Raw genomic sequence first — 18715 nt, 5'->3', positions numbered from 1 at the left:
CCATGGAACAGGACTGGCTCAGGCAGTGTGTCGACCTTGCCACGCGCAACGTCGCCGACGGCGGCGGACCGTTCGGCGCGCTCGTCGTCCGGGACGGGCAGGTCGTGGCCACCGGGGTGAACCAGGTGACACCGACGCTCGACCCGACCGCGCACGCCGAGGTCGTGGCGATTCGCAACGCCTGCAAGGCTTTGAACACCTTCAAGCTCGACGGCTGTGTGCTCGTCTCGTCGTGTGAGCCGTGTCCGATGTGCCTCGCGTCCGCGTTGTGGGCACGGGTCGACCGCATCGTGTACGCCGCTGACAGACATGACGCGGCCAAGGCGGGTTTCGACGACCGCGCGTTCTACGACCTGTTCGAACAACCTCGGGACTCCTGGCACGTACCCGTGCTCCAGCTGTCCGATGTGGATGGCTTCGGTCCGTTCACCGCCTGGCTCGAACGCCCTGACCGGGTCGAGTACTAGAAAACCCCTGCCCCATTCAAGGGATTTGGTCAATGACTCAAACGGACAATGACGCCCGTTTATCGTTCGATCGGTTCTTTTCCATCACCCGCAGGAATTCCACCGTAGGCCGGGAGGTCCGGGGCGGCGTCACCACGTTCTTCGCGATGGCCTATATCGTCCTGCTGAACCCGTTGATCCTCGGCGCGGCCGCCGACATCACCGGCGCCAAGCTCAACCCGGCGCAGGTCACGACCGCCACCGCGCTGGCCGCCGCGGTCATGACCATCCTCATGGGACTCGTCGGAAACGCCCCGCTGGCGCTGGCCGCCGGGCTGGGTGTGAATGGTGTCGTCGCCTTCCAGATGGCCCCGACCATGACGTGGCCGCAGGCTTTCGGGCTCGTTGTCCTGGAAGGCGTCTGCATTGTGCTGATGGCCGCCAGCGGGATCCGGGAACGGATCATGAACGCCATTCCGATGCCGTTGAAGACCGCCATCACGGTCGGGATCGGCCTGTACATCGCGTTGGTCGGCCTGGTGAGCGCGGGCTTCGTGACCCGGGTGCCGGACGCCGCCGGGTCGCCGGTGCCGGTTCGGTTGGGGGCGACCGGACACCTGTCGGGTTGGCCGATCGTGGTGTTCTGCCTCGGGTTGCTGCTGATGGTCGTGCTCGTGGCCCGCAAGGTGCCTGGGGCGCTGCTGATCAGCATCGTGGTGATGACCGTGGTGGCCGTCGTCCTGCATGACGGGTTCCATGTCGGCGGGTGGGGGCGGACCGATCCGACCCTGCCCGACCACGTGCTCAGCGCGCCTGATCTGGGATTGTTCGGGCACGTGTCGCTGTTCGGCGGGTTCGCGTCCGCCGGGCCGGTGGCGGCCACGGTCTTCCTGTTCACGTTGGTGCTGTCCGGGTTCTTCGACGCGATGGGCACGATCACCAGCGTCTCGGCCGAGGCCGGGTTGTTGTCCAAAGACGGCAAGGTGCCCGGAATGGGTCGGATCCTGCTGGTCGACGGCGCCGGAGCGGTGATGGGCGGGCTCGCCGGCTCGGCGCCGAACACGGTGTTCCTGGAGTCCGCGGCCGGGGTCGGCGAAGGCGCCCGGACCGGGTTGGCGAGCGTGGTCACCGGCGGGTTGTTCGCGGTGACGTTGCTGTTCACGCCGTTGACGACCGTGGTGCCTGCGCAGGCCGCCGCGCCCGCGCTCGTCGTGATCGGTGGGCTGATGATGGCCCAGTGCCGGGGAATTCCCTGGCAGGACAGCGACTACACGATCCCGGTGTTCCTGACCGCGGCGATCATCCCGTTCACCTACTCGATCACCAACGGGGTCGGCGCCGGGCTGATCTCGTTCGTGCTGCTCAAGACGTGCACCGGCCGGTGGCGCGAGGCCGGCTGGCTGCTGACGGTCCTGGCCGCGCTGTTCGCCGTGTACTTCGCCATCGACGGCGTGGAAGCGCTGCTGACGTAAGGAGATGTGATGGCCCTGATGTTCCTCAACGGCGGCGCGATGCGGGGCGGCCCCCTGCACCACCTGCTGGCCGGCGCACCCCTCGTCGCGACCACCACCACGGCCGCCAAGTACCGGTTCTACGCGATCGGGGACGTGTGCCCGGGGCTGTCGCCGGTCGCGCACGGCGGCGCCGCGATCGAAGGCGAGGTATACGACGTACACATGGACGTGCTGCGGGACCGGCTGCTGCCCGCCGAGCCGCCCGCACTGGAGCTCGGGGTGATCGAACTCGCCGACGGCAGCTCGTCGTTCGCGATGCTCCTGCGCCGGCCGCACGTGTCGTTTTCGCAGCTCAGGGACATCACCGAGTTCGGCTCGTGGGACGCCTTCGTTTCACGTGAATCCACAGTGGACGCACCGGCGGAGGTCACCCCATGATCGACATCGAGACTCTACCGGACCTCGCCGCGCGCCCCTTCGGCGGGACCGTCATGGCGGCGAGCGACGAGTTCTTCGCCGACAAGGAGAACCTGATCAAGCCCGAGCCGGCCACCTTCCAGCCGCACACGTTCACCCCGAAAGGCCAGCAGTACGACGGGTGGGAGACCCGGCGGCGGTACGGCCGCACGGACGGCCACGACTGGGTGGTGGTCCGGCTGGGCGCGCCGGCCATCGTCCGGGCGCTGGTCGTGGACACGTCGTTCTTCGTCGGCAACTTCCCGTCGCACTGCCGGATCGAAGGGCTGTTCGCCCCGGGTTACCCGTCGGCCGACGAGCTGACCGGCTGGTTCGAACTGCTGCCGGAAAGTCCCCTGGCCGGCGACAAAGCCAACGTGTTCACGGTGGACGTGCCGTGGCGGGTCACCCACGTCCGGCTGCACATCCTGCCGGACGGCGGGGTCGCACGACTTCGGGTGCACGGCGAGGCCGTGCCCGACCCGGCGGACCTGGTCGACCTGCCCGCCGACCTGGCGGCCACCCTGAACGGCGGGCTGGTCACCGGGTCGAGCGACGGCTTCTTCTCCCCGCCCAGCAATATCCTGCGGCCCGGCGAGTCCCAGGTGATGGCCGATGGCTGGGAGACCGCGCGCCGCCGGTCCCCCAGCCACGACTGGGTGACGATCCAACTCGCCTGCGAGTCCCGGTTGCGGGTCGCCGAGATCGCCACCACGCACTACCGCGGCAACAGTCCGGACCGGGTGGCGCTCTCGGGCAGCGCCGGCGGGGACTGGTTTCCCCTGCTGCCCGAGACCAAAGTCCAACCCGACACCACGCACCGCTTCCGGCTGCCGGCGGACCGGCCGGTCACGCACGTCCGGCTGGACAGCCACCCAGACGGCGGGATCGCCCGGCTACGGCTCTACGGCCGGCCCACCGACACGGGCCTCACCGCGGTCACCGAGCGTTGGACCAGTTCGGCTAGGGATAGCTGACGAGGTTCGCCACGTTGGAGCCGCTGTTGGACGGCCCGCCTGTGCTGTTGATGATGTGCGCGATGGTTCCGGTGCCGCCCAACGACACGGTCACCATGTCGTGGAACTTGACGCCGGCGGTGTTCGGGACCTCGAAGGAGCGGTCCGCGACCACACCGGGGTTGGCGTTGAAGAAGCAGTAGCTGCCCAGGCCCCACGCCTCGTGGCTGGTGACGTTGGCGCCGACCTTGTAGGCGGCCCAGCCGCGGGTCGAGCCGTTCATGTACGCGGCCTGGTTCGGCGGGTCGTAGGGCAGTTCGTTCTGGAAGAAGTACGTCCTGCCGCCGTTGCCGTTCCAGATCACGTTGTACTGCTGGAAATGCTCCACGAAGAGACCGTAGAACGTCACGTTGTCGCCGTTGACGACCAGGCCGTTCGCGGCGGTGTTCACGGTCCACCCGACGCCGTCGGTGTGGTCCGCCCGCCAGATCCAGGTGTGGTCGCCGATGACGTTGTCGCTGTTGATCACCAGGCTCTGGGTGGCCTTGCCGACGCCGTTGCCGCCGATCTGGAAGAACACGTCGTGCAGCGAGGTCGGGTCGGCGGAGTGGTCGGCGGTCGAGCCGGTCGGGCCGACCACCATCAGCGTCGGCGAGTTCACCGGACCTGCCTGGATCAGCAGCCCAGCGATCTGCACGCCGTCCACATCGGCCACGTTGACCGCGGTGATCCCGTTGTCCGGGACGAAGGTCGCCAGCCCGAGCCCGAGCACCACGGTGTCCGGCCGGGTGATGTTCAGGGGCTGGTTCAGGTGGTACACACCGGGTGTCACCAGCAGGTTCCTGCCCGCCGCCAGGGCGGCGTTGATCTGCGCGGCGGTCGCCCCTGGCCTGACCACGAAGAACTGGTCGATCGGCAGCGACGAACCCGGCTGCGTCCCGGCCCACGTGATGCCGCTGGAGTTGGTGCGCAGCGCGGGCACGAACACGTTGTAGGTGCCCCCGCCGTCCACGTACAGGAACGGCTTTTCCCGCACCACCGGTGTGGTCGCCACCCGGGTGTACGGCGGGCTCGGGAAGTTGCCGGACGGCGCGTTCTGCGCGCCTACGAACACCATGTTCCAGTTCGACCCGGTCCACGAGCCCCACTGGGTGTTGCGCGAGATCCACTGCTGCTGCGAACCGGACTGGACCTGACCGTCCACCTTGGTGTCCGACATCCAGCCGCCGGACGCCCAGCCGCCGTCGTCCAGCTTGAGGTTGCCGCGCACGTGCATCCGCCGGTACGGCGCCGCCTGGGACACCGCCCACTCGTCCGTGCCGCCGGCCGGGGTGACCGACAGGTTCTCCGCGGACCGCCAGAAGTTCTGGGTGGCGTTGTGCGGCGGGAACCAGTTCGCGTCGACGTGCACGCCGCCGTTGACCGTGACGTCGTCCGGGGACATGCCGAGGCCGGCGACCTGGGTGAAGAAGCCGACCTTGGCGGTCACGTTGTACGTGCCGGGCTTGAACAGCAGGGCGTACCGGTTGGTGCCGAACTGGTTGGTCTCCTGCTGGCCGAACACCGAGTCCAGCCGGCTCTGCACCGACGCGGACGACATCGACGGGTCGAACACGACCACGTTCGGCCCGAGGTCGACGCCGTTGCCCGGCGGGCTGCCCACCGCGGTCAGGGTGAACGACTGCGCCGCGGTGCCGTTGCACGCGAACTGCTGCAGCTGCTGACTGTCCGCTGTGGACGCTCCGGGCACGTCAAGGCACTTGCCGCTGTTGCGGCTGACGAAGTGGTACGCGCCGCTGGCCTCCTGGACGGGCATCCACTGCTGGTTGTCGCCGTTGCCGTAGGTCCACAGCTGGATCAGCCCGCCGTCCGCTGTGGACACGTTGGTGACGTCCCACGACAGCGCCGGGTTGTTGAACGTGTTGACCCGGTAGTACCCGCTGTCGGTGGGCTGCAGCTGCCACTGCTGCGAACCCGTGCCGTTGCACGTGAACTGCTGCACGACAGTGCCGTTCGCGGTGCCCGCGGCCCGCGCGTCCACACACTTGCCGCTGTTGGCGGCGGTGACGGTATACCAGGTGTTCGGATCGACGGACGCGGCCGCCGCCGGGGCCGGTACCACCACTGAGATCAGGATCGCGGACGCGACGACGACGCGCGGAATCATTGACATCCTCCCGTGCAGGGGTAGGAGGGACGCCCCAGATGCTACACGTATTAATTTAAGCTGCAAACTAACAGAGGCCCTCGATGTCCGGCTCGCTCGGCCGGGCCGAGCCGGTCAGCCGGAACTTGCGCTGGGTGCGCTGGTAGAAGGTGGTCCGGCCGAGCCGCACCACGCGGGCGGCGCCGGGCAACGCGGTGATGTCGATCATGGAGCCCGGGGCGACGGTGCCGATCAGCCGGCCGTCCGCCTCCACCGCCACCTCGCCGCTGGACGGCAGCACCTCCAGGGCCAGCTTCTCGCCGCTGGACAGGAACAGCGAGCGGTTGAAGGCCGAATGCGGGGCTGCCGGCGTCACCAGCAGGCCCTCGGCGCGTGGCGACACGATCGGCCCGCCCGCGGCGAAGTTGTACGCCGTGGAGCCCGTCGGGGTCGCCACGACCACCGCGTCCGCCGCGTAGTCCACGAACGGATGCCCCTCCACGTGCAGCAGCACCTCGGTCATCCCGTGGCCGGGCACCCGGACCAACGCGATGTCGTTGAACGCGATGGTTTCCTCGCCATTGATGACCGCGGCCAGGCCGGACCGGTTCTCCACGGTGAACCGGTGGTCGTCGATGGCGCTCAACGCGTCGCCGAGCTGCGGGATGTCCACCTCGGCCAGGAAGCCCAGCCGGCCGAGGTTGACGCCGAGCACCGGCGTCCGGTTGGCGACGCTGAGCCGGAACGCGCGCAGCATCGTGCCGTCGCCGCCGAGGCTGACCACCAGGTCGGCGCGCTTCGCCAGGTCGTCCGTGTCGACCGGCCGCACCAGCCCGTTCGCCCGGGTGGTGACCTCGTCGGCCAACCCGATCACATCGGTGTGCCTGGCCCGTGCCCACTCGGCGATCGTCTCGATCACCGCGACACAGTTGCGCTGCGGATGCAGCACCAGGCCGATCGCCCGAATCACGCCCATCACCTGACCTTTTCGCGGGCTGGCGCACTGCTCACCAAAGTCTGGCTACCGCTTGCCACATTATGTTGGCAAGATACGGCCGTTCGGGTGACGTGCGCAGGAGGTATCAGGTGGATCCGCAGACCACCCAGGTCGACGACCTACGGCTCGTCGCGTTACCCACGGCGGTGACCTGCGCCGACATGTTCGTCCGGTTCGCGCTGCGCGAATGGAACCTACGCCAGCTCCAGGACGAGACCAGCTTCGTGGCCCGTGAACTCGTGGCCAACGTTGTGGAACGCGACAGTGAGGTGGTGCCCGGCTTCCTGACCCTGCGGCTGCGCCTGCACGGCGACTGCCTGGTCGTGGAGGTCGAGGACACCGAGGTGCTGCCGCCGGTCGTGCCGGCGACGCTGGCCGGCCGGCAGGGCGGTGCGGTGGCCAACCCGTCCGGCGGGAACCTGATGTGGTGCGAGGTGGCGTTGCCGACGGGCGTGAACGCCTCGGCCGTGCCGCTGCCGCGCCGGGAGCGCCGCAAGCCGCCCACCACCGCCCCCAGCGGCTACCAGGACGAGACCGCGGACGTGGACGACGAGTTCTTCGAGCGGCTGCTGTCCAAGCTGCACCGCTCCCCCGAGCCACCCCCGGGCGGCGGCGACGTCCATGGCCTGATGTAGAACACGGTTGTGACTTCCGCGTCTGACCCGTTGCGCGTCTACCAGCGATTCGAAGGGCTGGCGGTGGTGCTGCGGACAACCGGCGAGATCGACATGAGCACAGCGCCCCTGCTGGCCGACGAGCTCACCCAGGCCATCACGGCCGCCACCGCGCCCGCCCCGGTCGTGGCCGACCTGTCCGACGTGACCTTCCTCAGTTCGGCCGGGCTCGCGGTCCTGCTGGACGCCCGCGAGAAATGCACCCGCGCCGGCTGTCCGCTGCGCCTGGTGGCCACCGGCCGCCCGGTCCTGCGCTCCCTGGAGGTCGCCGGCCTGCTGGAACTCCTGGACGTCTACCCGACCGTGACCGACGCCGTCACTCCCTAGAGCGGGGGGATCCTGGGCCCGTAGAGGTCGAAGTAGCGGTCGTTGGCCTCGTCGCCGCCGGGGACGTTCGAGCTGCGCCACAGCGGGACCTCGAAGGCCGCGGCGGTGGCCTTGTCGTGCAGACGGGCCAGGATCTGGTTCCACAGGAACGCGTTGGCCACAGTGGACAGCGCGGCGGTGACCGGGGCCGCCGCCGGATAGCTGGAGTCGCCCGGGGCCACCAGGGTGTCCAGGACATGGGTGCCGTTCTCGGCGAGGGTGGTGCCGGCGCGGCGGGGGGCGACCGCGTTGGCGGGGCTGGACGTGACCGCGACGACCGGGACACCGGCGGCGCGGGCGGTGACCGCCAGCTCGACCGGGTACGGGTTCACGCCGGAGGTGGAGAACACGACCAGCACGTCGTGGCCGCTCAGGCCGACCTTGCCGAACACCTCGGCGGCCAGCCCGGTCAGCCGTTCCGCGCTGGTGCTGGCCTTGGCGCCGTGCAACGGGAACACGTCCGGGTGGTACAGCGGGTAGACGCACGCCAGGCCGCCGGCCCGGTAGAAGGTCTCGGCGACGGCCGCGAGGGAGTGCCCCGCACCGGCGGTCAGCACCAGGCCGCCGGCCCGGATGCTCGCCAGGAACAGCTCGGCGACGTCGTCGACGGTGCTGCTGTTGTGCTGTTCCACCCGGGTGAGGTGGGCTCGGACCAGGTCTCCGTACTCGGACGTGGTCACGGCGTCGGCCGTCATGGTGGTGGTACCTCCTCGTTCCGGAATGGTCTATACCACTGTGCGGGAGCCGTCAAGAGGCCGGCAGGTCCCCCGGCACGTCCACGTCCCGGCCGTCGGAAACATCCCCACAGGGCACGATCTCCGGCGGGTGCCGCCGAAGGTAGTCCCGCGCGCCCGCGTCCCCCCTCGCCAGCTCGTACACCCCGGCCCAGTGGTCGTGGCCGATCAGCACCGGATGGCCCGGCTCGCCGTCGTATCCCGCCCGCAGCAACGCGTTGCGGGACGACAGGAGAATGAGCCGGCGGACCGCCTCGGCCGTGACGCCGGGCGTGTCGACCGGGAGCACCACCACGGACTCCTTGTCGGGCAACGCCTTCAGGCCGACCCGCAGCGAGGATCCCATCCCGGTCGGCCAATCCGGGTTGTCCACCGCGACCAGGTCCGGCAGTTCCTGACGAACCTCCGCCGCGCCCGCGCCGAGCACGGCGACGACCGGGGCGCAGCCGGCGTCCGCCAACACCCGCACCGCGCGGTCGACGAACAGCCGACCCTGGTAGCGGACCAACGCCTTGGGCATCCCGTACCGGCGGCCGGCGCCGGCCGCGAGGACCAGCCCGGCGACGTCAGGCATGCGCCGACAGGTGTTCCAGCAACAGCCGGCTCAGGCCCTCGTCGGCCTGCTCGGGCAGCCAGTGCGTGATGTCCTCGAACATCTCGAACCGGTATGGACCGGCCACCCACTCCTCGGTGGACAGTGCCGCCGTCGACCCGAAGGCGGTGTCCTCGGTGCCCCACACGTAAAGCGTCGGCACCGTCACCTTCCCGGTGTGGCCGCTGTATTTGATGCCCCGGTACCAGTTCAGCGCCGCGACCATCGCGCCCGGCTCGGACAGCCGCTCGACGTACTCCCGTACGTGACTGCGCGGCACCACGCCTTCGAACAACGCGCGCAACGCGCTCGCGTCGTCCGCCAGCAACCGTTTCTCCGCACCACGGACGTTCTGCAGGGTCGGGACGTACGACGACCGCTGCTGCTGGTCCTCGTCGGTCCGCACGGCACGTGCGTACGCGGCGGGATGCGGCGTGGAGACGGCGGTGAGCGTGCGTAGCCGTTCCGGGAACTCGGCCGCGACGTACCAGGCGACGCTGCCGCCCCAGTCGTGGCCGACCAGGTCGAACCTGGCCCAGCCGAACTCGTCCGCGATCGCCAGGACGTCGCCGGCCAGGTCCTCGATCCGGTAGTCCTCCGGGCGTTCCGGGCGTACCCCTGGGGAGTATCCGCGCTGGTCCGGGGCGACCGCGCGGTACCCGGCCGCGGACAGCGTGGCCAGCTGGTGCTCCCATTCGGTGGACGCCTGCGGGAAGCCGTGCAGCAGGAGCACCGGGCGGCCGTCGTCCGGCCCCGCGGCGAGTGCGTCGAACCGCCCGGCGGCGGTGCTGATCCCGATGTGCTCGATCACGAGGTTAGTGTGGCAAACGTGCCCGAACCTCATCTCCGCCAGCTCGGATCCCGCGCGCCCACCGCCGCCGCGCTGGTGTTGCACGGCGGAAGTGAGCACGGGTTCGCCCCAGTGCCGCCGCTCGCCCCGCCGTACCTGCGGATGGTCCCGTTCGCCCGCACCCTGGCCGCGCACCCCGACATGGCCGTGTTCCAGCTGCGGTACCAGGTCCGTGGCTGGAACTCGACGCGCCAGTCCCCGGTGGCGGACGGGCGCTGGGCGTTGGAGCGGATCCGGCGGACGTTCCCGGACGTGCCGGTGGCCCTGATCGGACACTCGATGGGCGGCCGGGTGGCGTTCCACGTGGCCGACGACCCCGCGGTGACTGCGGTGTGCGCGTTGGCGCCGTGGTGCCCGCCGACCGACCCGGTCGAGCAGCTCGCCGGCCGGCAGGTGCTGATCGCGCACGGCACGGACGACAAGACGACCAACCCGGCGGAATCCAAGGCCTACGCCGCACGAGCCAAGGATGTGACTGAGGTCACTTTGAAGTGGGTCGAGGGCGAGGGCCACGCGTTGTTACGCAAGCCACGCGTGTGGCGTGACCTGGTCCGAGGCTTCGTGCTCGGGCAGCTGGACCACTGACCCGGACAATCCCGACGCAACCCCGACCGGCGGTGTCACGTCTTCTTGGGCATCCTTAGGACAAGGTCGGGGGACACGGATGAGGACACCGATGAGCTACGGGCCACCGAGCGGACCCAGGGACGGCCGGACCAGGGCATACCCGGTACCCGGCCCGCCGAACACCTACGACCGCCAGGACCGGGGCGGCTACGGCCGCCGCGACCAAGGCGGGTACGGCCAGCGCGACCAGGGCGGGTACCGCCAGCCGCCACCGCACGACGGCGGCGGGGTCGGCCTGGCCGAGCAGCCGCGGGCGCCGCGTCGCCGGCGCCGGTGGGGCCGCATCGTGCTGATCGTGCTCCTGGTGCTGTTCCTGCTGGTCGCGGCGGCGTTCATCTACCTGGAGACGGCCATCAACCGGGTGTCGGCGTTGGGCGACTACCCAGGCCGGCCGGCGGCGGGCGCGGGCACGAACTGGCTCATCGTCGGCTCGGACAGCCGCGCCGGCCTGAACGTCGAGGACCAGGAGCGACTGTCCACCGGGGACGCGGCCGGCCAGCGCACGGACACCATGATCCTGCTGCACATCCCGGACAACAGCCAGAAGCCGACCATGGTCAGCCTGCTCCGTGACTCCTATGTGGACATTCCGGGGAAGGGCAAGAACAAGCTCAACGCGGCGTACGCGTTCGGCGGCCCCAAGCTGCTGGCCCAGACCGTGGAGACGGCCACCGGCCTGCGGCTCGACCACTACATCGAGATCGGCTTCGGCGGCTTCGCGAACATCGTCGACGCGGTCGGTGGCGTGGACGTGTGCCTGGACAAGCCGATGAACGACCCGCTGGCCGGGATCAACCTGCCGGCCGGCTGCCAGACCCTGGACGGCGCCAACAGTCTCGGTTACGTCCGCAGCCGGCACACCAGCGCCGGCTCGGACCTCGACCGGGTGGTGCACCAGCGCCAGTTCGTCGGCGCGCTGATGAAGAAGGCCACCAGCTTCGGCACGGTCATCAACCCGTTCCGGCTGGTGCCGCTGATCGCCGACATCCCGGACGCGATCACCCTGGACTCCGGCGACCACCTGTGGAACCTGCCCGCCCTGGGCTCGGCCATGTCCGGCGCCAGCAGCGGCTCGACCATCACCACCACCGTCCCGTTCAGCGGCAACAAGAGCGTGCCCAAGATCGGCTCGGTGATCCTGTGGAACGACACCAAGGCGAAGACCCTGTTCGACGCCCTGCGAACGGACGGCGCCGTCCCGGACAGCGTGATCGTCGCGCCGTCAGGGTCATAGAACGACGTCGTCCACCGGCCGAACTGTGTCGACCGCAGCCCTGCGGTACTGGGTGTTGTACAGCTCCGCGTAGCGGCCGTCCCGGTTGAGCAGTTCGCTGTGCGTGCCGCGTTCCACCACCTGGCCGGCCTCGACCACCAGGATCTGGTCGGCCGCCCGGATGGTGGACAGCCGGTGGGCGATCACCAGCGCGGTGCGGCCCTCCAGGGCGTACACCAGTGCCTCCTGGACGGCCGCCTCCGACTCGGAGTCCAGGTGGGCGGTGGCCTCGTCCAGGATCACCACGCGCTGGTTGGCCAGCAGCAGGCGGGCGATGGTCAGGCGTTGGCGTTCGCCGCCGGACAGGCGGTAGCCCCGCTCGCCCACGACCGTGTCCAGGCCGTCCGGCAAGGTGGCGATCAGGTCGCTCAGCCGGGCGCGCTCCAGCGCCTCCACGATCTCCGCCTCGCCTGCCTCCGGGCGGGCGTAGGCGACGTTGGCCCGGATCGTGTCGTGGAACAGGTGGCCGTCCTGGGTGACCACGCCGACCGTGTCCCTGATCGAGTCGAACGTCAGGTCCCGAACGTCCACACCGGACAGTCGGATCGCCCCACTGTCCACATCGTACAGTCGGGGGACGAGCGAAGCGATCGTCGACTTGCCGGCGCCGGACGACCCGACGAGCGCGACCATCTGGCCCGGCTCGGCGGTGAAGCTGATGCCGTGCAGCACTTCCTGGCCGCCGCGTTGGTCCAGCGAGGCCACGTCCTCCAGGGACGCCAGTGACACCTTGGCCGCCGCCGGGTAACCGAACCGGACGTCGTCGAACGACACCGACACACCGCCCGACGGCACAGTGCCCGCCGACGGTCGCTCCTTGATCATCGGCGGCAGGTCGAGCACCTCGAAGACCCGCTCGAACGACACCAGCGCGGTCATCACGTCGACCCGGACGTTCGCCAGCGCGGTCAACGGCGAGTACAGCCGGGTCAGCAGCAGGGCCAGCGCCACCACCGTGCCCGGCGCCAACTGTCCCCCGATCGCCAGCCAGCCGCCGAGTCCGTACACCAGCGCGGTGGCCAAGGCGGACACGAGCGTCAGGCTGGTCATGAACCAGCGGGTGGCCATCGCGTTCTTCACGCCGATGTCCCGTACCCGGCCGGCGCGGGCGGAGAACTCCTCGGCCTCGACCCGCGGCCGGCCGAAGAGCTTCACCAGGGTCGCGCCCGGCGCGGAGAACCGCTCGGTCATCTGGGTGGTCATCGCCGCGTTCAGGCCCGCCGCCTCCCGCTGCAGGTCCGCCAGCTTGCGCCCGACCCGGCGGGCGGGCAGCACGAAGATCGGCAACAGGACCAGCGCCAGCAACGTGACCTGCCACGACAACGTGATCATCACACCGAGCGACAGCACCAGTTGGATGACGTTCGCGACCAGACCGGACAACGTGGACGTGAACGCGCGCTGGGCGCCCATCACGTCGTTGTTCAGCCGGCTCACCAGCGCGCCGGTCCGGGTCCGGGTGAAGAACGCCACCGGCATCTGCTGGACGTGCTCGAACACCGCCCCGCGCAGGTCGTAGATGAGCCCCTCACCGATCCGCGCCGACTGCCACCGCTCCACCACCCCCAGCAGCGCGTCCAGAATGGCCAGGCCGGCGATCAGCACGGCCAGCCCGACCACCACACCCGCGTCGTGACCACCGACAATGGCGTCCACAACGCGTCCCGCCAACACCGGAGTCGTCACTGCGAGCACAGCCGACGCCACGGTGAGTATCAGAAAGGTGACCAGCAGAGACCGATGTGGCCGGGCGAACCGCAACACCCGGCGTACCGTCCCTTTCCGGACACCTTTCGGGGTGTCGGCGCCGCGCGCCGCACCCATCATCAGACTCCAGGCACCGTCCACCAACACACTCCTACCTAACAGCCATCTCCACTGACGTAACACCCCACAGCACCCGCTACTTCCCTGTCGGTAGTCTTTTCGCTGTGGGCGATCGGGGACATCGAGCGATACAGCTTGATATCGCCATTTATGTAGTCTGCGCCGGGTTCGCCGTCGGCACCGCGGTGTGGTCGGAGTTCTACGGCTACCGGATCTGGGGAAACTTCGCGACGGTCGCCTATCTGTTCGGCGCGGCCCACGCCGTCTGGCTGCTCGTCAGCCGGACCGGCGGCGGGTGGACGCGGTCGCGGTGGGTGCCGATCGCGGTGGTCGTCGGGATCGGCATGGTGCTCCCGCTGGGTGTGCTCGTGGTTCGCCGGCTCACCGGCACCGACTGGCTGATCACACCGTTTTCGTGGGCGGCGCAGCCCGAGGTGTGGGTGATCGAACGGTCCGCGCGGCTGCTGCTGGACACCGGAACGCCCTATGTGGACATTTCCGCGCTGACGAACCCGCAGGTCAACGACTACACGCCATACGGTCCGGTGATGACGGTCTTCGGGCTGCCGCGGGCTTTGCTCGGCGGCAGCCCGCTGACCGACGCCCGGATCATGTTCGCGCTCGCCACCGTCGGCACGGTCGCGCTGAGCCTGCGGCTGATCGGCTGGCCGAAGGTGCCGGTCCGGGCCGGACACCTGGCGATCGTGAGCCCGTTGACCGCGTTGACGTTCGCGGTCGCCGGGCCGGACCTGGCGATCATTGGTCTGATGATCCTCGCCTGCGCGCTCGCCGTGCGGGACCGGTACGCGTGGTCGGCGACCGTGCTCGCGATCGTGGTGAGCATGAAGCTGACCGCGCTGCCGGCAGTGGTGGCGATCGTGTTCTTCGTCGCCGTGCAGGCCGGCGGCCGGACGTTGGCCCGCGTGGTGGCCGTGATCGTCGCGGTTACCGCGGTGCTCAACATCCCGGTGATGATCGTCCAACCGGGAGCGTTCGTCGAACACGTGATCATGTTCCCAGCCGGTGCCGGGCGGGTCAGCTCCCCCGCGGGGAGCCCGTTGCCCGGCCACCTGATCGCGAGCGCCGGGCCGTTCGGGCACACGCTCGCGCTGGTTCTGGTCGGGCTCACCGCTGTCGCGCTGATCTGGTGGCTGATCCGGCGGCCACCGGCGACCGGATCCGCGGCACTGGCGAAAGCGGCCGTCGTGCTCGCCGCGGCACTGCTGGTCGTACCGGCCAGCCGGTACGGATATGTGGTGTACCCACTCGCGTTGTGGGGGGCCGCCTTGTCCTTCGCGGTGGCCGAGCGGGCCGCGTCCCGGCCGGCCACCTCGTGCGATCCCCTCCTCGGGGCCGAAGTCGGGGAGCCCCGTTGACGCGAGGGGTCAAGCTCAGAAGCAGAGATCAGTCGCTACTTCTTCTTGGTGCGAGTGGCGCCACCACGGCCGCGCAGCTGCACCCCGGACTCGGACAGGACCCGGTGCACGAATCCGTACGAGCGTCCCGTGGACTCCGCCAATGCGCGAATGCTGGCGCCCTTTTCGTACTTCTTCTTCAGATCAGCGGCTAGCTTGTCGCGCGTACTGCCGGTGATACGCGCGCCTTTCTTGAGGTCAGCCACGTCTCCGCCTTCCGTAGCGAGTAACAAGGGCGCGAATGCGACCCCTGCGACCGCAATGATCGAACACGGAAGCCCCGAACGCCAGGCGAGTCGACAAAATCATCATGAAGTCGCCCACTCGCACTACTCCATCCGAGTGGATCACCGAAGATCGCGGCCGAACCAATACGGTATTCAGGCCAACTGGACCAGCTCCAGATAGTCTGGCGACCAGTGGTCTTCGGTCCCGTCCGGAAGGAGGATCACGCGCTCGGGCTCCAACGCCTCGACCGCACCCGGGTCGTGGGTCACCAGCACGACCGCGCCCGAGTACCGGCGCAGGGCGTCCAACACCTGCTGGCGGCTGGCCGGATCGAGGTTGTTGGTGGGCTCGTCGAGCAGCAACACGTTGGCGGCGCTGGACACCAGGCCGGCCAACGCCAGCCGGGTCTTCTCGCCGCCGGACAGCGTGCCCGCCGGCTGGTCGAGCTGTTCGCCGCTGAACAGGAACGTGCCCAACAGGGTCCGCAGCTGCTGCTCCGGGGTGTCCGGAGCGGCGTGCCGGATGTTCGACCACACGCTGGCCTCGTGGTCCAGGGTCTCGTGCTCCTGCGCGTAGTAGCCCAACCGCAGACCGTGTCCCGGTTGGACACTGCCGGAGTCCGGGGTCTCCATGCCGCCGAGCAACCGCAGCAACGTGGTCTTGCCGGCGCCGTTCAGGCCGAGGACCACCACCTTCGTGCCGCGGTCGATGGCGAGGTCGACACCGGAGAACACCTCCAGCGACCCGTAGTACTTGCTCAGGTCCTCGGCGGTCAGCGGGGTTCGGCCGCAGGACGCCGGTTCGGGGAACTTGATCCGCGCGACCTTGTCGGCCTGGCGTTCGCTTTCCAAGCCGGCCAGCAACTTCTCGGCCCGTTTGGCCATGTTCTGCGCGGCGACCGCCTTGGTGGCCTTGGCGCGCATCTTGTCCGCCTGCGCCATCAGCGCGCCGGCCTTCTTCTCCGCGTTGGCCCGCTCGCGGCGGCGGCGCTTCTCGTCGGTGGCCCGCGCCTCGAGGTACTTCTTCCAGTTCATGTTGTACAGGTCAAGTTCGGACCGGTTGGCGTCCAGGAACCAGACCTTGTTGACCACGGCGTCAAGAAGTTCCACGTCGTGGCTGATCACCACCAGGCCGCCGTCGTGCGACTTCAGGAAGCCGCGCAGCCAGGTGACCGAGTCCGCGTCCAGGTGGTTGGTGGGCTCGTCGAGCAACAGGACTGTGCTCGACTTGCCGCCAGCGCCCGCGTCCGAGGCGGCGAACAGGATCCGGGACAGCTCGACCCGTCGCCGTTGGCCGCCGGACAACGTGCTGAGCGGCTGGGCGAGCACCCGGTCGGCCAGCCCGAGGTTGCTGCAGATCCGCGCCGCCTCGCTCTCCGCGGCGTACCCGCCGAGCGCGGCGAACCGCTCCTCCAGCCGGCCGTACTTGACCACCGCGGCCTCCCGGGCCCGGTCGTCCACCAGCTCGGCCATGGCCGTCTGCGCCTTCTCCATCTCGCGCAGCAACTGGTCCAGGCCACGCGCGGACAGCACCCGGTCCTTGGCGGTGACCGACAGATCACCTTCGCGGGGGTCCTGCGGCAGGTAGCCGACCTCGCTGGTGCGCCGGACCGCGCCGGCGTACGGCTCGCCCTCCCCGGCCAGCACCCGCAGCGAGGTGGTCTTGCCGGCGCCGTTCCGGCCGACCAGGCCGATCCGGTCGCCCGGCTGGACGCGCAGCGTCACCTCGGACAACAGGATTCGCGAGCCAGCGCGCAGCTCCAAGTCGATAGCAGTGATCACCAGTGGTCTCCATGGACGGGTGGCTCGCAGGTGGCGACCACAGCCAAGAGTGTACTGACCCGTGCGAACCAGTTTCCTATCCAGGCTCACTGATGGTGATCTCCACCATACGGGCCGGCACAGCGGCCTCGTCGAGCGTCCACTTCGGATAGTCGGGAAACAGGCGACCGGCACACGGGTTCGCGGGCTGTGCCGTCACCCGCGGTGATCATCACCGGCGCACTCTCGAACAGTGTTAGAGAGATGCCCCGTGCCTGGTGCGGCTCACCCTGGCCACAATAAGGTCCCGTTGGCCGCCCGCGAGGGCGATCACGACCGACACGACTCCGCGAAACTGGTGCGTCATGCGACTTCTCCGTGAGGGGCGGTACACCTTTGTCAGCGAGCTGGGCCGGGGCGGCATGGGCGTGGTGTGGCTGGCCAAGGACACGGTGCTCGGCCGCGACGTCGCGATCAAGGAGCTGATGGTCCCCGGTGGCATCCCGGTCGACCAACGCGCCGAGTACCAGGAACGGGTGTTACGCGAGGCGCGGATCGCCAGCCGGCTGGCCAACCCCGGCATCGTCACCATCCACGACCTGATCACCGAGCACGGCCAGATGTACATCGTGATGGAGCTGGTCAAGGCCCCGTCGCTGACCGAGTGGGTGGAGCGGCACGGGCCGATGCCGGTCCCGCGGGCGGCCAAGCTGGCCGAACAGGTGCTCGGCGCGCTGGAGGCGGCGCACGAGGCGGGCGTGGTGCACCGGGACGTCAAGCCGAGCAACGTGATGGTGCCGGACAAGGGCACCGCCAAGCTCGCCGACTTCGGCATCGCGCAGTCGTACGACGACACCAGGATCACGTCCACCGGGATGATCATCGGCTCGCCCGCGTACATGTCGCCCGAACGCCTGTCCAGCGGCGACGCGTCGCCCGCGTGGGATCTCTGGGCGTTAGGCGCCACCTTGTACTACGCCGTCGAAGGTCGCGGCGCGTACGAACGGCAGACCACGACCGAGACCATCCTCGCGGTGATGACCGACCGCCCCCAGTTGCGGCTGGCCCAGGGGCCGATGGCGGAGCTGATCACCGGCCTGCTCGACCACGACCCGTCCCGACGGATCAGCCCGGCCCGCGCGCACAAGCTGATCGAGCAGGCGCTGCAGTCCGACAACGAGACCACCACCCGATTCGCGCCGGTGCAGGACGTCCCGCCGCCGATGCCCGCGCCTGTGCCTGTGCCTGTGCCTGTGCCACCGGTCCAGTACACCTACCGGCCGCCGGGCGCGGTGGACTACGGGCGGCGGCGCCCGGTCCTCCAGGGGGTGATCTGGCTGGCCATCCTCGGGTTGCTGGCGGCGGGCGTCATCTTCGTCCCGCGGCTGATCGCCAAGATCGCGGAGGCCAGCGCCACCGACTCGGCAACCGGCGACACAGGCGGCGCCACGAAGGCACCGAAGACGTCGAAGGCCACCCAGCCGGTGCTGACGTTCGGGCCTGGCGGCGACATCACCTCGGAGTACCTGACCGTCGGCGCCGAGGACTGCTACAAGTGGCTGCCGACCAAGGGCAAGCCCGGCCCCAAGACCGACAACGAGGTGGGGTGTTACGCCCCGTACGACACACAGTCCCTCTGGGGCGGTGTGCTGACCAGCGACCAGGGCGACATCCCCTACCCGAGCGCCGAGCAGCTCACCGCCGTCGGCGCAGGCGGCTGCACGGAACGGTTCCTGGACAAGGTCACCTATCCCGACAAGGAGAACGCCCTGAAGGTCTGGACGTTGGTACCCACCGCGGAGGCGTGGAAAGTCAAGGTCAAGAACGGGTACCGCCAGTCGACCCGGACCTACTCCTGCTTCGTCAGCAAGGCGGACGGCTCGAAGCTGACCGCGCCCGTCTGGGAGCTGTGAC

General features: G+C 69.5%; 18 protein-coding genes. 10 read left to right on the top strand and 8 right to left on the bottom strand.

The window, feature by feature from the left end; translation table 11 throughout:
* Positions 1-2 precede the first annotated feature (2 nt).
* Genes EV192_RS38550 through alc form a run of 4 tightly spaced genes read left to right on the top strand, consistent with a single transcriptional unit; the run spans position 3 to position 3333 of the window.
* Complete coding sequence (locus EV192_RS38550; protein WP_132123578.1) at positions 3-467, top strand: nucleoside deaminase; 465 nt, start codon at positions 3-5, stop codon at positions 465-467.
* 32 nt (positions 468-499) lie between these two features.
* Complete coding sequence (locus EV192_RS38545) at positions 500-1918, top strand: NCS2 family permease (RefSeq protein ID WP_132123577.1); 1419 nt, start codon at positions 500-502, stop codon at positions 1916-1918.
* Positions 1919-1927: 9 nt separating this feature from the next.
* On the top strand, positions 1928-2338 hold the full coding sequence (locus EV192_RS38540; protein WP_132123576.1) for an allophanate hydrolase-related protein: 411 nt from the start codon (positions 1928-1930) through the stop codon (positions 2336-2338).
* Positions 2335-3333 carry an allantoicase gene (gene alc, locus EV192_RS38535; RefSeq protein ID WP_132123575.1) on the top strand — a complete coding sequence of 333 codons (999 nt, stop codon included), beginning with the start codon at positions 2335-2337 and terminating at the stop codon, positions 3331-3333. The genes EV192_RS38540 and alc overlap by 4 nt, the downstream gene beginning before the upstream one ends.
* Here the strand turns inward: alc and EV192_RS38530 are convergent.
* The gene (locus tag EV192_RS38530; protein ID WP_207926540.1) at positions 3320-5479 is read right to left on the bottom strand and encodes an RICIN domain-containing protein; all 2160 of its coding nucleotides are present in this window, start codon (positions 5477-5479) and stop codon (positions 3320-3322) included. The two genes, alc and EV192_RS38530, sit on opposite strands and share 14 nt — an antisense overlap.
* A gap of 67 nt (positions 5480-5546) precedes the next feature.
* Positions 5547-6434, bottom strand: a complete 888-nt coding sequence (locus EV192_RS38525; protein ID WP_132123573.1) for an NAD(+)/NADH kinase — start codon at positions 6432-6434, stop codon at positions 5547-5549.
* Between the two features lie 110 nt (positions 6435-6544).
* Here EV192_RS38525 and EV192_RS38520 point away from each other — a divergent pair, with 110 nt between their 5' ends.
* Positions 6545-7090 carry an ATP-binding protein gene (locus EV192_RS38520; protein ID WP_132123572.1) on the top strand — a complete coding sequence of 182 codons (546 nt, stop codon included), beginning with the start codon at positions 6545-6547 and terminating at the stop codon, positions 7088-7090.
* 9 nt (positions 7091-7099) lie between these two features.
* Complete coding sequence (locus EV192_RS38515; protein ID WP_243727346.1) at positions 7100-7456, top strand: STAS domain-containing protein; 357 nt, start codon at positions 7100-7102, stop codon at positions 7454-7456.
* Here the strand turns inward: EV192_RS38515 and EV192_RS38510 are convergent.
* Genes EV192_RS38510 through EV192_RS38500 form a run of 3 tightly spaced genes read right to left on the bottom strand, consistent with a single transcriptional unit; the run spans position 7453 to position 9632 of the window.
* Entirely contained in the window at positions 7453-8190 is a 738-nt protein-coding gene (locus EV192_RS38510; RefSeq protein WP_132123571.1) for an SIS domain-containing protein, read from the bottom strand. The genes EV192_RS38515 and EV192_RS38510 overlap by 4 nt on opposite strands.
* A 52-nt stretch (positions 8191-8242) precedes the next feature.
* The gene (locus tag EV192_RS38505; protein ID WP_132123570.1) at positions 8243-8803 is read right to left on the bottom strand and encodes a nucleotidyltransferase family protein; all 561 of its coding nucleotides are present in this window, start codon (positions 8801-8803) and stop codon (positions 8243-8245) included.
* Positions 8796-9632 (bottom strand): alpha/beta fold hydrolase, encoded by an 837-nt coding sequence (locus EV192_RS38500; protein WP_132123569.1) that lies wholly within the window; start codon positions 9630-9632, stop codon positions 8796-8798. Before EV192_RS38500 ends, EV192_RS38505 begins: the two co-directional genes overlap by 8 nt.
* A gap of 18 nt (positions 9633-9650) precedes the next feature.
* On the opposite strand from EV192_RS38500, the gene EV192_RS38495 reads away from it, so the two are divergent.
* Complete coding sequence (locus EV192_RS38495; RefSeq protein ID WP_207926539.1) at positions 9651-10256, top strand: alpha/beta hydrolase; 606 nt, start codon at positions 9651-9653, stop codon at positions 10254-10256.
* Between the two features lie 91 nt (positions 10257-10347).
* Positions 10348-11532 (top strand): LCP family protein, encoded by a 1185-nt coding sequence (locus EV192_RS38490; RefSeq protein WP_132123568.1) that lies wholly within the window; start codon positions 10348-10350, stop codon positions 11530-11532.
* Here EV192_RS38490 and EV192_RS38485 read toward each other — a convergent pair.
* A complete protein-coding gene (locus EV192_RS38485; RefSeq protein WP_132123567.1) occupies positions 11527-13398 on the bottom strand; it encodes an ABC transporter ATP-binding protein in 1872 nt (623 codons plus the stop codon). The genes EV192_RS38490 and EV192_RS38485 overlap by 6 nt on opposite strands.
* Positions 13399-13502: 104 nt before the next feature.
* Here EV192_RS38485 and EV192_RS38480 point away from each other — a divergent pair, with 104 nt between their 5' ends.
* Positions 13503-14774, top strand: a complete 1272-nt coding sequence (locus tag EV192_RS38480; protein WP_165960850.1) for a glycosyltransferase 87 family protein — start codon at positions 13503-13505, stop codon at positions 14772-14774.
* A gap of 35 nt (positions 14775-14809) precedes the next feature.
* Here EV192_RS38480 and EV192_RS38475 read toward each other — a convergent pair whose 3' ends face one another.
* Both EV192_RS38475 and EV192_RS38470 read right to left on the bottom strand, forming a co-directional pair.
* The gene (locus tag EV192_RS38475; protein ID WP_033391619.1) at positions 14810-15019 is read right to left on the bottom strand and encodes a helix-turn-helix domain-containing protein; all 210 of its coding nucleotides are present in this window, start codon (positions 15017-15019) and stop codon (positions 14810-14812) included.
* Positions 15020-15193: 174 nt separating this feature from the next.
* A complete protein-coding gene (locus tag EV192_RS38470) occupies positions 15194-16822 on the bottom strand; it encodes an ABC-F family ATP-binding cassette domain-containing protein (RefSeq protein WP_132123566.1) in 1629 nt (542 codons plus the stop codon).
* Positions 16823-17166: 344 nt separating this feature from the next.
* Here EV192_RS38470 and EV192_RS38465 point away from each other — a divergent pair, with 344 nt between their 5' ends.
* Positions 17167-18714 (top strand): serine/threonine-protein kinase, encoded by a 1548-nt coding sequence (locus EV192_RS38465; protein ID WP_132123565.1) that lies wholly within the window; start codon positions 17167-17169, stop codon positions 18712-18714.
* The last annotated feature ends 1 nt before the right edge of the window (position 18715 follow it).

Origin of the sequence: Actinocrispum wychmicini (genome assembly GCF_004345645.1) — a bacterium.
Classification (GTDB): domain Bacteria; phylum Actinomycetota; class Actinomycetes; order Mycobacteriales; family Pseudonocardiaceae; genus Kibdelosporangium; species Kibdelosporangium wychmicini.
The sequence above is the reverse complement of the archived record's forward strand: the minus strand, read 5'-3'. Positions and strand labels throughout refer to the sequence as shown.

Excerpts from the sequence above, each read along its gene's own strand:
- EV192_RS38550 (WP_132123578.1), top strand. The coding sequence starts at position 3 with ATGGAACAGGACTGGCTCAGGCAGTGTGTCGACCTTGCCACGCGCAAC.
- EV192_RS38545 (WP_132123577.1), top strand. The coding sequence starts at position 500 with ATGACTCAAACGGACAATGACGCCCGTTTATCGTTCGATCGGTTCTTT.
- EV192_RS38540 (WP_132123576.1), top strand. The coding sequence starts at position 1,928 with ATGGCCCTGATGTTCCTCAACGGCGGCGCGATGCGGGGCGGCCCCCTG.
- alc (WP_132123575.1), top strand. The coding sequence starts at position 2,335 with ATGATCGACATCGAGACTCTACCGGACCTCGCCGCGCGCCCCTTCGGC.
- EV192_RS38530 (WP_207926540.1), bottom strand. The coding sequence starts at position 5,479 with ATGATTCCGCGCGTCGTCGTCGCGTCCGCGATCCTGATCTCAGTGGTG.
- EV192_RS38525 (WP_132123573.1), bottom strand. The coding sequence starts at position 6,434 with ATGGGCGTGATTCGGGCGATCGGCCTGGTGCTGCATCCGCAGCGCAAC.
- EV192_RS38510 (WP_132123571.1), bottom strand. The coding sequence starts at position 8,190 with ATGACGGCCGACGCCGTGACCACGTCCGAGTACGGAGACCTGGTCCGA.
- EV192_RS38505 (WP_132123570.1), bottom strand. The coding sequence starts at position 8,803 with ATGCCTGACGTCGCCGGGCTGGTCCTCGCGGCCGGCGCCGGCCGCCGG.
- EV192_RS38490 (WP_132123568.1), top strand. The coding sequence starts at position 10,348 with ATGAGCTACGGGCCACCGAGCGGACCCAGGGACGGCCGGACCAGGGCA.
- EV192_RS38485 (WP_132123567.1), bottom strand. The coding sequence starts at position 13,398 with ATGATGGGTGCGGCGCGCGGCGCCGACACCCCGAAAGGTGTCCGGAAA.
- EV192_RS38465 (WP_132123565.1), top strand. The coding sequence starts at position 17,167 with ATGCGACTTCTCCGTGAGGGGCGGTACACCTTTGTCAGCGAGCTGGGC.